Source organism: Actinomadura pelletieri DSM 43383 (genome assembly GCF_003634705.1).
Classification (GTDB): Bacteria; Actinomycetota; Actinomycetes; order Streptosporangiales; family Streptosporangiaceae; genus Spirillospora; species Spirillospora pelletieri.
Window position 1 is genome coordinate 877428 of the sequence record NZ_RBWU01000003.1, and the last position, 14575, is coordinate 892002.

Consider the following 14575-nt stretch of genomic DNA (forward strand, 5'->3'; position numbering starts at 1 on the left):
GTCCCGGTCGCAGCATCCCCCGAGAATGTGGATAACTTCGTCAGCGGCGTTCGAGGGCGCCCGCGAGCTGCAGCAGGAAGCGGTCGACCTCCTGCTCGTCGTAGCCGGGCGCGAGCCGGACGACGCGGAAAACGCTGTCGCGCACGTCCCGGGCGGTGACCGGTGGGGCGGCGCCGCGCAGGCCGGCGATCACACGGTCGAGGAACGCGTCCACGTCGCGGACGTCGTAGCCGGGACGCAGACCCGCGCCCGAGAAGCGGGCGTTCTGGATCCAGTTGACGAGCCAGGCCGGGTGTGCGCGCGGACGCCCGAGCCGATCGGCGAGTGGCGCCTTCGCTTCGAGTTCCATGATGCACTCGCGCACCAGCCGGTCGACGGTGAGCGGTTCGTAGCCGCGTAGAACGATGTCGAACCGGGTCTTGCGCACCTCGTCGGCGGACATCGGAGGCCCGCCGTTCAAGGCTTGCGAGATCCGTCGTAGCAAGCCGTCCACCTGGCGTCTGTCATAGCCGCGCAAGACCACCGGCAGCCGCGGACCCTTTGTCACCGCGCACCTGCTCCTCAGCCGTGTCCCCTCGCCCGCCGGGCGCCGGGGAACGCCCGTGGAACGTCAGTTCTCGGTCGACGCGGCCAGTTGGCCACAGGCCCCGTCGATCTCCCTGCCCCGAGTGTCGCGCACCGTGACCGGAACCCCGTGGGCCTCCAGCCGCCGGACGAATTCGCGCTCGTCCTCGGGCCGTGAAGCGGTCCACCTGGAACCCGGCGTCGGGTTCAACGGGATCAGATTGACGTGTACGAGATGCCCGCGCAAGAGCTTGCCGAGAAGATCGGCCCGCCATGCCTGATCGTTGACGTCCTTGATGAGTGCGTACTCGATCGAGACCCGGCGACCGCTGCGGTCGGCGTAGGCCCATGCGGCGTCCAGGACCTCGGCGACCTTCCACCGGTTGTTGACGGGGACGAGCTCGTCGCGGAGCTCGTCGTCGGGCGCGTGCAGGGACACGGCGAGGCGCACGGACATGTCCTCGGCGGCGAGCTTCTCGATCGCCGGGACGAGCCCGACCGTCGAGACGGTGACGGCGCGCTGCGAAATGCCCAGGCCGGCGGGTGCCGGGTCGGTGATACGCCGGACCGCGCCCAATACCGCCTTGTAGTTGGCCAGCGGCTCCCCCATGCCCATGAAGACGATGTTGGAGACACGGCCTGGACCGCCCGGAATACGCCCGCGGGCGAGTGCGCGTGCCCCTGCGGTGACCTGTTCGACTATCTCGGCGGTGGAAAGGTTACGGGTCAGCCCTGCCTGGCCCGTCGCGCAGAAGGGGCAGTTCATGCCGCACCCCGCCTGGGACGAGACGCACATCGTGGCCCGGTCCGGGTACCGCATCAGCACCGATTCGAACAGAACACCGTCGAACGCCTTCCAGACGGTCTTCAGCGTTCTTCCGCCGTCACAGTCCAACTCGCGGACGGGGGTGAGCAGCGAGGGCAGCAGCTCGGACACGAGCCGCTCGCGGACGGCGGCGGGCAGGTCGGTCATCTGCGCCGGGTCGTCGACCAGACGCGCGAAGTAGTGCCGGGACAGTTGGTCGGCCCGGAACGGCTTCTCACCCAGCTGCGCGACCGCGTCACGGCGTTCCGCGTGGGTGAGGTCGGCGAGATGCCTGGGCGGCTTACCGCGTCTCGGCGCCGCGAAGACGAGTTTCGCCGGGGTCTTACCGGGCGCGGGACCGGTGACGGCGGGCTGGGTGGTAGACATGGTCCTTCCAGTGTCGCAAACGCGGGCCTGTGCATCGTCCGTCTGCGGACACGAGCCCTGACCTGAGGGACGACATTCCTGCACATGACCTTGTGTGCGACTAAGGTCTCGATCATGCCGGTATTGCGCAGGGGCGCCGCCTCGCCCCAGGGATCCACGGCCACGGTCGTCCACGCGACGGCCAGCCCGTACGGCAGTCGGCGGCTCGTGATCGAGACCGACGGCGACGTCACCGCGGCCTACCTGAAGGACGCGCGGGACTCGGTGGTCGGCGCGGTGTGGGTCGCGAACCACCGCAAGGCACCCGCCGACTTCGACCAGACCCGGTTGAACTCCGGTCGTGCCCCTCTCCTGCCCGAGTCCCATGTGCGTCGATCGGCGGGCCGCGAGGCCCTGGATCCAGAGAGCCTGGAGGTCGTGTGGTTCGAGGAGGGCGACGGTGTGGCCGTCCTCGACGCGGGTGACCTGCTGTTCGTGATCCCCGGCTGGTCCGACATGGGACGCGGTATCCCCGGATACGCCCGTGACGCCACACGCCAGAGCCCCTTCGCGTTCCCGCTGGAGGAGGAGATCGACGACTTCGGCCCGCGGATCGACCGGGCGCGTGAACACTGGAAGATGTGCCGCGCGGACGGCTCGTGGGCGGAGTTCCAGCAGTCGGTGCTCGGTCACCTGCTCCAACGGCTAGGACCGGGCGGCCACTACTGGCACGACGTGGGACGGCAGCTGGGAAGTGGCCGAAGCGGTGTGGCTCCGACGGTAGGGGTTTCGGAACGTCCCGCACGAGGCGGCCGGGAGTTCACCGTCCTGAGCACGGTCGGGATGTGCCGTCAACGAATGCCGACGGTCGAACTGTACGAGGACGACGTCACCCCGTACGGACGTATCGAACTGGCTGTGGCGAGCACCCTGCCCAGTCAGCGCGCGGGCAGCATCTTCCCGTGGCTCGCGCAGTACCCGTGGCGGTCGGTGACGTGGTTCGCGCCGGGAGACGTCGTCAAGTGGTACCACGAGGCCCGCACGTTCCCGTTGCGCAGCGGTGAGTCCGTCTGGGAGGGCGTGCTTCTCCTGGACGACCCGAGCCGTCTGGCGGGTCCCGAGTCACCTGAGCTGACCGGCCTGACACTGGGCGGCGACCCCGTCCGGTGGCTGTGGCTGGTTCCCATCACCGGTGAAGAGCACCGTTTCGCCAAGAACGAGGGCTCGGACGCGCTCATCCGGCGTCTCGCCCAGCAGGGCCGCTCCTGGGTCGTCTCATGACCGGCCCACGCCCCTGAACCCGCACGGCCCGTCCAGAGGCGCGGCGCCGTGCTAGCTCGGGACGAAGAGTTCCAGGAGCAGCCAGACGACGGGGGCCGTGACGACGAGGGAGTCGAGGCGGTCCATCACGCCACCGTGCCCGGGAAGGATCGTTCCCAGGTCCTTGATGCCGAGGTCGCGCTTGATCATCGATTCGACGAGGTCGCCCGCGGTCGCGGTGACCACGGCGGCGAGACCGACCAGCACGCCCTGCCAGACGGTGCCGCCGTCCAGCAGCCACCAGACCAGCCAGCCGCCGACGAGCATGCACATGAGGGCGGAGCCGGTCACTCCCTCCCAGGTCTTCTTCGGACTGATCGTGGGCGCGAGCTTGTGCCTGCCGAGGAACGAGCCGGCGAAGAAGCCGCCGGTGTCGCTGGCCACGGTGGTGGCGATGAAGATGATGATGCGGTGGTCGCCGTCGTCGGGACGCATCAGCAGCGCCACGATCCCACCGACCAGGACCAGGTAGCCGACGACGAACGCGCCGGCGGACACGTCCCGCACATAGCCGTCGGCGCCTTCGAGCATCCGCGTCATCAGCAGGGCGAGAACCGTCAGCCCCACGGCGGCGACCGTGGCGGTGGGCCCCCACACGTACGCGACGACCGGTGTACCGACCATGCCCGTCGCGACCGGGATGAACGGGACGTGCAGGTCGCGGCTCTTGAACGCCTCGGTCAGTTCCCGCATGCCGATGAAGAGAAACACGACCATCACGGCAAGGAAGATTTCCCTGACCGTGTAGACGGAGAGCAGCACCAGGGAGCCGAGCCCCAGTCCCACTCCGATGGCGAGCGGAAGGTTGCGTCCCGTCCTGCCGGTGGGCTTGGCCCCGGACGTCCCACCGGACGAGCCCGCGGAGGGCTTGTCCGCGGAGGACGCGCCTGTGGGGTCGTCGTTCGCGGAGGACGGCTCCGCGCGGGCGGCCCCGGCACGCGACGCGCCCCCGGAGGGCTCGCCGTCGCGCGAGGAGCCCGCGGGGAACGCGTCGGACGATGACAGGTCTGACGGCGGGGCGTGTGCGCGCGCGCCGACGGGAGGTGTGGTGCCGGAGGAGGAGACGTCCTCGCTGGAGGTGTCCGGTGCGTGCCCGGCCATGTCGGTCTCCGGCTCATCCGGGGAGTGCGAGGTCTCCCCGGCGTCGTCGAGTTCCATCAAACTTCGAGCAGCTCTGCCTTCTTGTGCTCAAGCAACTCGTCGATCTGCGCCACGTAGCGGTGGGTGACGTCGTCGAGTTCCTTCTCGGCACGCCTGACATCGTCCTCGCCCGCCTCGCCGTCCTTGGCGAGTTTGTCGAGGGTGTCCTTGGCACGCCGCCGGACGTTGCGGATCGAGACCCGGCTCTCCTCAGCCTTGTGGCCCGCGACCTTGATGAACTCCTTGCGGCGTTCCTCGGACAGTTCGGGGAAGACGACCCGGATGACGTTGCCGTCGTTGCTGGGATTCACCCCGAGGTCGCTGTCACGGATCGCCCGCTCCACCGCCTGCATGGACGACTTGTCGAAGACCTGGACGATGACCATCCGGGGCTCCGGCAGCGTGAACGACGCGAGCTGGTTGATCGGCGTCGGCGTACCGTAGTACTCGGCGGTGATCTTGTTGAACATCGCGGGGGTGACCCGTCCGGTGCGGATGGCCTGGAAGTCCTCCTTGGCGACCGCGACCGCCTTCTCCATTTTCTCCTCTGCCTCGAGGAGAGTCTCGTCGATCACTGTGACTCCCATGTCATCTGGTCGGCCCTGGTCGTACGGTTCCGCGATGCGTTCCGTGTGCGCGACACGCACCGCGGTCGTGGGCTGTGGTCAGCCCTCCTCCGGGCTGACCAGCGTGCCGATCTTCTCACCCCGGACCGCCCGGACGATGTTGCCCTGCCCCATGAGGTCGAACACCACGATGGGGAGCGCGTTGTCCATGCAGAGGCTGATGGCCGTGGCGTCCATGACCTTCAGACCCCGCTGTAGAACCTCACCGTATTCCAAACGGTCGAACTTGACCGCGTCTGGATTCTTGCGCGGATCGGCGTCGTAGACACCGTCCACTTGCGTGGCCTTCAGTACGGCCTCGGCACCGATCTCCAACGCGCGCTGGGCGGCGGTGGTGTCGGTCGAGAAGAACGGCTGGCCAAGCCCCGCGCCGAAGATGACGACGCGGCCCTTCTCCAGGTGCCGGATGGCACGCCGTGGAATGTACGGTTCGGCCACCTGGCTCATGGTGATGGCCGTCTGGACGCGCGTGTCGAGACCCAGTTTCTCCAGGAAGTCCTGGAGGGCCAGACAGTTGATGACCGTGCCGATCATGCCCATGTAGTCGGCGCGGCCGCGGTCCATTCCGCGTTCGGCCATGACCACGCCGCGGAACATGTTGCCACCGCCGCAGACGACCGCGACCTGGACGCCGTCCCGCACGGCCTCGGCGATGGCCTCGGCCACATGCTGGACGACCTCGGGGTCGATGCCGAGCGGGTCACGTCCGGCGAAGGCCTCGCCCGAAAGCTTCAGCAGGACCCGCTTCCAGCCGGCGCGGGGACCGTGCCGACCGTCCGCGCTCCGTTCCCGCCGCCCGGTCTCGGCGCCCCCGGCCGTCGCGCCCGTGGACGAGCTCGTACCGGACGTCGCTTTCCCCTCGGACGAACCCGGTTCCGTGCCGTCCCGATCAGACGACGAGGCCGCCGTCGCGCTAGTTGTCGTCTTGTCCGGCACGTCGGCGGCCTCCTCGTAGGTTCGCGTTCTGTCTGGGTACCCGTCTCCAGAGTGCCCCTAAGCCTGCCCGACCTTAAACCGGGCAAAGCGGACAACCCTCACGCCGGCCTCGTCCAGGACCTTCGTGATGTTCTTCTTGGGGTCCTTCACGAACTCCTGCTCGAGCAGGACGAGGTCGCGGAAGTAGGCGTTCACCCGGCCCTCCACGATCTTCGGGATCGCCTGCTCGGGCTTGCCCTCGTCGCGGGTGCGCTGCTCGGCGATCGCCCGCTCCTTCTCGACCACCTCGGCGGGGATCTCCTCGCGGGTCAGGTACTGGGGGGCCATCGCCGCGATCTGCTGGGCGATGTCCTTGGCGACCTGCGGGTTCTCCACGTCCAGCTCGACCAGCACACCGGTGGTCGGCGGCAGGGACGGGTCGGACTTGTGCAGGTAGCTGGCCACATAGGCGCCCTGGAAGTGCGCGAAGCGGCGCAGTTCCAGCTTCTCCCCGATCTTGGCGCTGTTCTCCTCGATCAGGGCCTGGACGGTCTTGCCCGCCTCGATCTCGGTGCCCAGCAGGGCCGGAGCGTCGGCGGCGCCGCTGCTCACGGCGAACTCGACGAGCCGGTTCGCCAGCTGGATGAACTGCTCGTTCTTGGCGACGAAGTCGGTCTCGCAGTTGAGTTCCAGGAGGGCACCGTCGCCGGAGTTCGCAAAGTACTCGGCGACCAGGCCGTTGGCGGCGGTGCGCTCGGCGCGCTTGCCGACGTCCTTGGCGCCCTTGAGGCGCAACAGTTCGGTGGCCTTCTCGAAGTCGCCGTCCGCCTCGGTGAGGGCGTTCTTCACGGCCATCATGCCGGAGCCGGTCAGGTCGCGTAGCCGCTTGACGTCAGCGGCGGTGAAGTTAGCCATCGCTCTTCGCTTCTCTCGTCGTTGGTCGTGGGACCCGCGACAGTCCCGGCGACGCCCCGCGGGGGCCGTCGCCGGGACCGCGGGATCAAGCCTGCTCGGCCTCGGTGGGCTTCGGGGCCTCCTGGCCCTCGTCCGCCGCCTGCGGGCTCTCGGCGGACTCCGCCGGAGCCTCCGCCTCGGCCTGCGCGGGGGCCTCCGCCGGGGCCTCGGCCGGAGCCTCGGCGGGCGCCTCGGCGGCGTTCTCGCTCGGCTTGAGCAGGTCGCGCTCCCATTCGGCCAGCGGCTCCTCCGAGCCCGCGGCCGCGGTGCCCTCGGCGGGCTTGCTGTCCCCGCCGGACGCGCCCGCGCGGGCGATGAGGCCGTCCGCGACGGAGTCGGCGACGACGCGGGTCAGGAGGCTGACGCTGCGGATGGCGTCGTCGTTGCCCGGGACCGGGTAGTCGACCTCGTCGGGGTCGCAGTTCGTGTCCAGGATCGCCACGACCGGGATGCCGAGCTTCTTGGCCTCGTTGACCGCGATGTGCTCCTTCTTGGTGTCCACGATCCAGATGGCGCTCGGAACCTTCGCCATGTCGCGGATGCCGCCGAGGGTGCGCTCCAGCTTGTCCTTCTCACGACGCAGGCCGAGAAGTTCCTTCTTGGTCATGCCGGAACCGGCCACATCGTCGTAGTTGATCTCCTCCAGCTCCTTGAGCCGGGTGAGCCGCTTGTGGACGGTGGAGAAGTTGGTGAGCATGCCGCCGAGCCAACGCTGGTTGACGTAGGGCATGCCGACCCTGGTGGCCTGCTCGGCGATGGACTCCTGAGCCTGCTTCTTGGTGCCGACGAACAGGATCGTCCCGCCGTGGGCGACCGTGGCCTTGACGAACTCGAAGGCCCGGTCGATGTAGGACAGCGACTGCTGCAGGTCGATGATGTAGATGCCGTTGCGCTCGGTGAGGATGAAGCGCTTCATCTTCGGGTTCCACCGACGGGTCTGGTGGCCGAAGTGGACGCCGCTCTCCAGGAGCTGCCGCATGGTGACGACGGGTGCCATTGCCCGTGCTCTCCTTCTCTGGCCCTTGCCGGGCCGCATTTGGTTGTCTGCCTACGCCCGGGTGTCGTCCCACCGTCGCCATGGCGACGGACCGAGGGGCGGCGCCCCACCAGAAGTGCGGTGGCATGCGGACGCGTGAAATCAGCCGCCGGGACACCCCTAGCGGCTGTGACCCGTTTCCGGGTCTGGTGACCTCTCCGCTCGCGGCGGCTTCCCGGCGATCCTCCTCGGAGAGATCGTCGACGGCCTGGCCTGGCCGATGCCCTTTCGAGCACGGTCACAGATTATCAGGGCGCGGACGCGTCCGGGAATCACCGGCGGAGCCGGTTATCCACAGTTGGACGACCTTCGGGCAGGCGGTTCGCGACCGCGGCAGGCTGCCGTGCATGAGCTTGCTGACACTGCTCCTCACCTGCGTGTTCGCCGTCGTGACGCCCGGCCCGAACAGCCCCGGCCCGGCTCCGGAGAGCTGGCGCTGGCCGCTGGGGCCGCCGCCTCCACAGGTCGTCCGGGGCTTCAGCCCGCCGACGTTCCCGTGGGGTCCGGGCCACCGCGGCGTCGACCTCGCGGCCCGTCCGGGGCAGCCCGTGTACGCCGCCGGTCCGGGACGCGTCACCTACGCCGACCGTCTGTCGGGACGCGGTGTGGTCGCCATCGGCCATGGCGTGCTGCGAACGACGTACCTGCCCGTTCGGGCCAACGTCCGTGTGGGGCACCGGGTCACGTCCGGCAGCCGCATCGGCACCGTGGAGGACGGCCTGCCACACTGCCCGATGACATGCCTCCACTGGGGCCTGTTGCACGGGTCTCTCTACCTGAACCCGCTCAGCCTGGTGCAGCGCGAGTTGCGCCTGCTTCCCCACTGGGAACGCCCGTCGCCGCCCGAGAAGCGCCCCGTCCCTCAAGGCGAGCCCGGCATCGCCCTACGCGACGCGACGGGCGGGGCCCTGACCGGCATGGCTCTCACCTTCACCACGGCCTTCGTCTGGCGCCGCACACGCACCCGCGCGCTCCGGCACCGGCGCCGCCGCCCACCACCGGGCGTCATAGACCTGTCCCACGAACGCCGCCTACGCCGCACCCCCTAACGGGGGCGACAGCGCCGACACGTCACCGTCCGCCCCCCATGCCTGCCATCCACCCAGGGCGGCAGGCATAGGGATCAGACCCACCCCCGCTTTCCCACAAGCTGCCCCACCTTGCCACACCGACCATCCCCCTCGCCCATCTGCAGGACACCCGACCAAGCCAGTTCCACCGGCGATGCGCTTGCCAGCAAACGCGCCAGCCGCCCAGCCAGGCGCTGCAGGCAAACAACGTCCACCCACCAAACCCAACATTCCCGCCCGCGACGCCGCCCTGGCGTACGACTATTGCGTCCGACTACTCGAAGGGGTCAATGATCGGTCCGGGATACCGCGTCGGTGTGCCTACCGGACGTGTTCGAGCCGCCCGGCTGCAGCCTTCCTACCCGCGCAACCCGGGGCGGACTGACCACCCACGCCCACTGCACTGGACTCGCCGCCGGTTAAACCACCTTGACGTCTCGCCGTCACCTACGACCATCCGCAGGGCTACTGATCGGCTTAGGTGCCACGTAGGTGTGCCTACAGGACGGACTCGGGCCGTCCAGCCTCGACCTTCCCACCCGCGCAACCCGGGGCGGACTGACCACCCACGCCCACTGCACTGGGCTTCGCCGCCGATTACACCACCTTGACGTCTCACCATCACCTACGACCACCCGCAGAGCTACTGATCCGCCCAGGTGCCACGTAGGTGTGCCCGCAGGACGTACTCGAGCCGCCCAGCCGCAACCTTCCCACCCGCGCAACCCGGGGCGGACTGACCACCCACGCCCACTGCACTGGGCTTCGCCGCCGATTACACCACCTTGACGTCTCACCATCACCTACGACCACCCGCAGAGCTACTGATCCGCCCAGGTGCCACGTAGGTGTGCCCGCAGGACGTACTCGAGCCGCCCAGCCGCGACCTTCCCACCGGTGAACTCAATGCCGCAGGGGAGACCGCCGCCCGCCGAACCCGGTATCGCCGCCGGTTACACCACCTTGACGCCTCCGTCGCCTACGACCACCCCCGCAGAGCTACTGACCAGGCCGGGTATACGGGAGTGCGCTTGCCGGTGGAAGCGCCAAGCCGCTCGGCCGCATCCGGCCTTGGGGCCCACCTCAGGTAGGCCTGCAGGCACAAGCCGCGCCCGCCCGCCGAAGATGGCTTGCTCCTCCTCCCTTACACCGCATTGGCGTAGCGCTATCGGCGTCGCCTACCCGCTTGGCTACTTATCGGATCGGGTGCCGCGGGGGTGGGCCTGGCGGTGGACGTGTTTGAGTCGTTCGACCGAGACATGGGTGTAGAGCTGGGTCGTTTGCAGAGAGGCGTGTCCGAGGATCTCTTGGACGCTTCGAAGGTCGGCACCGCCCTCAAGCAGGTGTGTGGCGGCGCTGTGGCGGAGACCGTGCGGGCTCAGGTCGGGTACCTGGCCGACCTCGGCTATACGTGTGTGGACGATGCGGCGCGCGCTCGTCGGGTGGAGACGTCCACCACGGGCGCCGAGGAAGAGGGCCGGGCCGCTACGGTCGTTCGCCAGCGCCGGACGCCCCGCCCGTAGCCAGTCCTGGATCGCGCGGGCCGCCGGTTGTCCCATGGGGACGGTTCGTTCACGTCCACCCTTGCCGAGGACGCGGACCGTGCCGCGTTCCGTGTCCAGGTCATCGATGTCGAGACCGCACAGTTCGCTGACTCGCACGCCCGTCGCGTAGCACGTCTCCAGCACCGCGAGGTCACGAAGACCCAGCGGACCTTGGGCGTCCATCGTGTCGAGAAGGCGCGCTGCCTCGTCCTGGGTGATCACCCCTGGCAGGTCGCGCTGCCGTCTAGGGGTGCCGAGCAGCAGCCCTGGATCGTCCTGGAGCACGCCTCGCCGGTGCAGGTATCGCGTGAACGCACGCACGGCCGCGGTACGGCGGGCCAGGGTGGCGCGGGAGCGGCCGAGTGCGTGCTGACGGGCGAGCCAGGCCCGTAGCAGCGAGATTTCCAGCGCCGCCGGGTCCGTGACTCCGAGGTCGGCGGCGTAACCGGTGAGGTCGTTCAGATCACCGAGGTAGGCCCGCAGGGTGTGCGGTGAGACGCCGCGTTCGGCGCGCAGATGACGCCCGAACCCGGCGACGGCGTCCTCCATCGCGTTGGCCACAGCGTCACGGTGCGTCAACCGCCCCGCCGAAGCAAGCACCGGATGCCGGTTTGCACTGACTCGCCGCGAATGTTCCCCGAAGTTATCCACAAGGAGCGATTTCTCGACGACGCACTGTCACCGCGCGGCATCGTCGGGAACCGGAGGTGAGGCCCTTGAACGCCCATATCAGCCTCGGCCGCCGGGGTGAGGACGCCGCCGCCGACTACCTGGTCGGTCTCGGCTGGACGATTCTCGACCGCAACTGGCGCTGCCGCGAAGGCGAGCTCGACATCGTCGCCCATGACGGCAGAAGGCATGTCGTCTGCGAGGTCAAGACCCGGGGTTCGAACCGCTTCGGCGACCCCATGGAGGCGATCACCGCGGCCAAGGCGGCCCGGTTACGGCGACTGGCCTGGCGGTGGGCGGCCGCGCACGGCGTCAGCGGAACGCTCGTGCGGGTGGACGTCCTCGGCCTGATCTCGGACGGCGAAGGCTTCCTGGTCGATCACCTGCCGGAGGTGTGCTGATGACGCTCGCGAGGACACGCTCGGTCTCCCTGGTGGGAGTGGACGGCTGGGTGGTCGATGTGGAGGCCGCCATCACCAGCGGCGTCCCCGGCCTCCACCTTGTCGGCCTTCCGGACACGGCGCTCAGTGAGGCCCGCGACCGGGTCCGCGCCGCGATCTTCAATTCGGGTGAGGACTATCCCAACCGCCACGTCACGGTCTCGCTGTGCCCGGCGAGCATGCCGAAGAAGGGCTCGACCTTCGATCTGAGCATCGCCGTGGCCTTGCTCGCGGCGGCGGAGGCCGTCCCGGCACAGGCCTGCGCGGATCTCGTCCTGATCGGCGAACTCGGCCTGGACGGACGCGTGCGCCCCATCCAGGGCGTCCTGCCCGCCGTGCTGGCCGCGGCGAACCAAGGCTGCCAAACGGTCGTCGTTCCCCGCGCGAACGCCGCCGAGGCGGAACTCGTCCCGGGGATGAAGGTCGTGTCGGCCGCCACCCTTCGCGGCCTCCTGTGCCTCCTGCGGAACGAACCCCCGCCCGTCGAGGAGGACGAGGACGACGGTCCCCGCTCCCCCGCCGACGGGTTCGCCCTCCGACAACAGGACTACTCGCAAGACCTGGACCTGGCCGACGTCCGCGGGCAGGCGGAGGCCCGCAAGGCTTTGGAGATCAGCGCCGCGGGAGGGCATCACCTCTTCTTCGCGGGCCCGCCGGGCTGCGGCAAGACGATGCTCGCGGAGCGGCTGCCGACGCTGATGCCTCCGCTGGAACCCGACACGGCGCTTGAGGTCACGGCGATCCACTCCGTCGCGGGAACGCTTCGGCCGGGCCAGCCTCTCATCACCCAACCGCCCTTCTACGCACCCCATCACACCGCCTCCCGCGCCTCGATGGTCGGCGGCGGCTCGGGCCGCGTCCTCCAACCGGGCGCCGTGTCCCTCGCCCACCGGGGGATCCTCTTCCTGGACGAGGCTCCGGAGTTCGCGGTGGGAACGCTCGACGCCCTCCGCCAGCCCCTCGAAGAGGGCGAGGTGAGAATCACCCGCATCGAGGGGATGGCGCGTTTCCCCGCCCGCTTCACACTCGTGCTGGCGGCGAACCCGTGTCCGTGCGCCGCGGCCAAACAGATCGACTGTTCATGTGCGCCGGGCACACGCCGCAAGTACACCTCCCGCCTGTCCGGGCCACTCCTCGACCGCATCGACCTGAAACTCGAACTGACACCGGCCAGTCGTGCCGAACTCCGCTTCGATCTGGAGTTCGCCGAATCCAGTCAGGTGGTGGCCGAACGCGTCCAACTCGCCAGAGAACGAACGCTCAGACGCCTGGCCGGGACCGCGTGGCGTTCCAACGCCGAGATTCCCGGGCCGGAACTGCGCCGCCGGTTCACTCCGCCGTCGGACGCGATGGTGAGCGCCGACGAGGCCCTCCAACGAGGAGCGCTCAGCGCACGCGGCCTCGACCGCATCCTGCGCGTCGCGTGGACGATCGCCGACCTGGCAGGACACGACGAACCCAACGCGGATGACGTCGGCGGCGCCCTCACCCTGTGGTCGGCGGGGCGCCAATGAGCGACGAACGCACCGCCCGCGCCACGCTCACCGCGGTCGCCGAACCCGGCGACGCCTTCCTCAACCGGATCATCGACCGCTCCGGCCCGGAACAGGCACTCGAATCGATACGGACCGGTCGGCTGCCCGACGGCCTGTCCGCCTCCCCGAAGGAGATCCAACGCCTCGAACAGTGGCGGATCCGTCTGATCGCCGCCGAACCCGACCAGGACATGGCCGTCTGCGCCCAGTTCCGCGGACGCCTCGTCTGCCCAGGAGATTCCGAATGGCCGACAACGCTCGACGACCTCGGAAGCGGACGCCCCTACGCGCTCTGGCTACGAGGCCCCCTCGACCTGAGATACAGCTGCCTACGTTCGGTCGCTCTCGTCGGTTCCCGCGCCGCCTCCCCTTACGGCCTGCGCGCCGCGAGCGACTTCGCCTTCGAACTGGCCGACGACGGCTGGACGGTGATCTCCGGCGGTGCGCTGGGCGTCGACGCGGCGGCCCACCGGGGCGCCCTCGCCGCCGAGGGCCCGACCGTCGGCGTCCTCGCCAACGGCGTCGACGTCCCGTATCCGGCGTCCAACGAGGGTCTTTTCGCGGAGATGGCCCACCGGTGCGTCCTGGTGAGCGAGTCCCCGCCGGGCACGCACCCGCACCGTCTCCGGTTCCTCGTCCGCAACCGGGTGATCGCCGCCCTCTCCCGCGGCACGGTCGTCGTGGAAGCGGAGGCCCGCAGCGGCGCCCTCAACACCGCGGGCTGGGCGTCCAAACTCGGCCGCATGGTCATGGCCGTGCCCGGTCCGATCACCAGCCGGGCCTCGGTGGGCTGTCACCGGCTGCTGCGCGAGGACGGCGCGATCCTCGTCACCCGCGTCGAGGAGATCGTCGAGGCCGTGGGTCGACTCGGCGCCGACCTCGCCCCACCACCGCACACCCCGGTGCTCCCCCGCGACCGCCTGGAACCGGTCACACGGTCCGTCCTGGAGGCCTTCCCCGCCCGCGGCACGGCGGGCCCCGCACAACTCGCCGTCAAGGCGGGCGTCGACCTGACAACGATCAACGCCAAACTGGGCCTCCTTGCCGCCGCCGGCTTCGTCGAACGCACGTCCTCAGGCTGGCGCCTCACCAAGGCGGGCAAGTCCGCCGAGGGCCCCACCAGCGACACCCAGCGACCAACCCCATGAACCACGCCTCAATGCGGTTCCAGCAACGCACACCCCACCTGCCCCACCCAGCATGGGGGAGCGACATCAAAGGACACCTTTCGAAGCGACGTCAACCTCACAACGGTCAAACCGCAGCGTATGACGACCAAGGCGAACAGGACCCCTTGAGGCTCCTTCAGGTGGACGCCCCTGGGCCCGCACCCTCAGGCATGTCTCAGCCCAGCCTCCAGCTGGCACAGCCCCCCGGCAACCTCCTTCCAACAGCGAAGAATGGGCATAGAGGCACCTCCGAAGCGACGTCAAGCCCACCAACAACCAAACCGCGGCCTGACGACAACTCCCGAGCCGCACCCCTGACAGACCCCGCACGGCCTTTCTGGGGTCCCCATGGTCGGCGCTTTGCACCTTTCCGTGGCGATCCTTCGCTTTTTCGGGGGGACGACCCCCCGTGCCCCCCCCGG

Annotated in this window: 13 protein-coding genes; 5 read left to right on the top strand and 8 right to left on the bottom strand. The window is 69.4% G+C overall.

What is annotated here, in order from left to right:
• Positions 1-40: 40 nt before the first annotated feature.
• Both BZB76_RS17245 and rlmN read right to left on the bottom strand, forming a co-directional pair.
• Positions 41-442 (bottom strand): DivIVA domain-containing protein, encoded by a 402-nt coding sequence (locus BZB76_RS17245; RefSeq protein ID WP_121435552.1) that lies wholly within the window; start codon positions 440-442, stop codon positions 41-43.
• A gap of 168 nt (positions 443-610) precedes the next feature.
• Positions 611-1756: a dual-specificity RNA methyltransferase RlmN gene (rlmN, locus tag BZB76_RS17250; protein WP_121435343.1), complete on the bottom strand. Its 1146-nt coding sequence runs from the start codon at positions 1754-1756 to the stop codon at positions 611-613.
• Positions 1757-1870: 114 nt separating this feature from the next.
• Here rlmN and BZB76_RS17255 point away from each other — a divergent pair, with 114 nt between their 5' ends.
• Positions 1871-3016: a suppressor of fused domain protein gene (locus tag BZB76_RS17255; RefSeq protein ID WP_121435344.1), complete on the top strand. Its 1146-nt coding sequence runs from the start codon at positions 1871-1873 to the stop codon at positions 3014-3016.
• A gap of 51 nt (positions 3017-3067) precedes the next feature.
• Here BZB76_RS17255 and BZB76_RS17260 read toward each other — a convergent pair whose 3' ends face one another.
• The 5 genes from BZB76_RS17260 to rpsB form a co-directional block, all read right to left on the bottom strand.
• Positions 3068-4213 carry a phosphatidate cytidylyltransferase gene (locus tag BZB76_RS17260; RefSeq protein WP_246007006.1) on the bottom strand — a complete coding sequence of 382 codons (1146 nt, stop codon included), beginning with the start codon at positions 4211-4213 and terminating at the stop codon, positions 3068-3070.
• Complete coding sequence (gene frr, locus BZB76_RS17265) at positions 4213-4770, bottom strand: ribosome recycling factor (RefSeq protein WP_121435554.1); 558 nt, start codon at positions 4768-4770, stop codon at positions 4213-4215. Before frr ends, BZB76_RS17260 begins: the two co-directional genes overlap by 1 nt.
• Before the next feature lie 90 nt (positions 4771-4860).
• Complete coding sequence (gene pyrH, locus BZB76_RS17270; RefSeq protein ID WP_121435555.1) at positions 4861-5559, bottom strand: UMP kinase; 699 nt, start codon at positions 5557-5559, stop codon at positions 4861-4863.
• 255 nt (positions 5560-5814) lie between these two features.
• Positions 5815-6651, bottom strand: a complete 837-nt coding sequence (tsf, locus tag BZB76_RS17275; protein WP_121435345.1) for a translation elongation factor Ts — start codon at positions 6649-6651, stop codon at positions 5815-5817.
• A gap of 85 nt (positions 6652-6736) precedes the next feature.
• A complete protein-coding gene (gene rpsB / locus BZB76_RS17280; protein ID WP_121435346.1) occupies positions 6737-7687 on the bottom strand; it encodes a 30S ribosomal protein S2 in 951 nt (316 codons plus the stop codon).
• A gap of 386 nt (positions 7688-8073) precedes the next feature.
• Here rpsB and BZB76_RS17285 point away from each other — a divergent pair, with 386 nt between their 5' ends.
• A complete protein-coding gene (locus BZB76_RS17285; RefSeq protein WP_121435347.1) occupies positions 8074-8775 on the top strand; it encodes a M23 family metallopeptidase in 702 nt (233 codons plus the stop codon).
• Between the two features lie 1211 nt (positions 8776-9986).
• On the opposite strand, the gene BZB76_RS17290 is transcribed toward BZB76_RS17285, so the two are convergent.
• Complete coding sequence (locus BZB76_RS17290; RefSeq protein ID WP_337959756.1) at positions 9987-10901, bottom strand: tyrosine recombinase XerC; 915 nt, start codon at positions 10899-10901, stop codon at positions 9987-9989.
• A gap of 155 nt (positions 10902-11056) precedes the next feature.
• Between BZB76_RS17290 and BZB76_RS17295 the strand changes: the two genes are divergently transcribed.
• The 3 genes from BZB76_RS17295 to dprA are packed head-to-tail and all read left to right on the top strand — an operon-like array spanning position 11057 to position 14132.
• Positions 11057-11410: a YraN family protein gene (locus tag BZB76_RS17295; RefSeq protein WP_420534786.1), complete on the top strand. Its 354-nt coding sequence runs from the start codon at positions 11057-11059 to the stop codon at positions 11408-11410.
• Positions 11410-12963, top strand: a complete 1554-nt coding sequence (locus BZB76_RS17300) for a YifB family Mg chelatase-like AAA ATPase (protein ID WP_121435557.1) — start codon at positions 11410-11412, stop codon at positions 12961-12963. The genes BZB76_RS17295 and BZB76_RS17300 overlap by 1 nt, the downstream gene beginning before the upstream one ends.
• Positions 12960-14132 (top strand): DNA-processing protein DprA, encoded by a 1173-nt coding sequence (gene dprA, locus BZB76_RS17305; protein WP_121435558.1) that lies wholly within the window; start codon positions 12960-12962, stop codon positions 14130-14132. Before BZB76_RS17300 ends, dprA begins: the two co-directional genes overlap by 4 nt.
• Positions 14133-14575 lie beyond the last annotated feature (443 nt).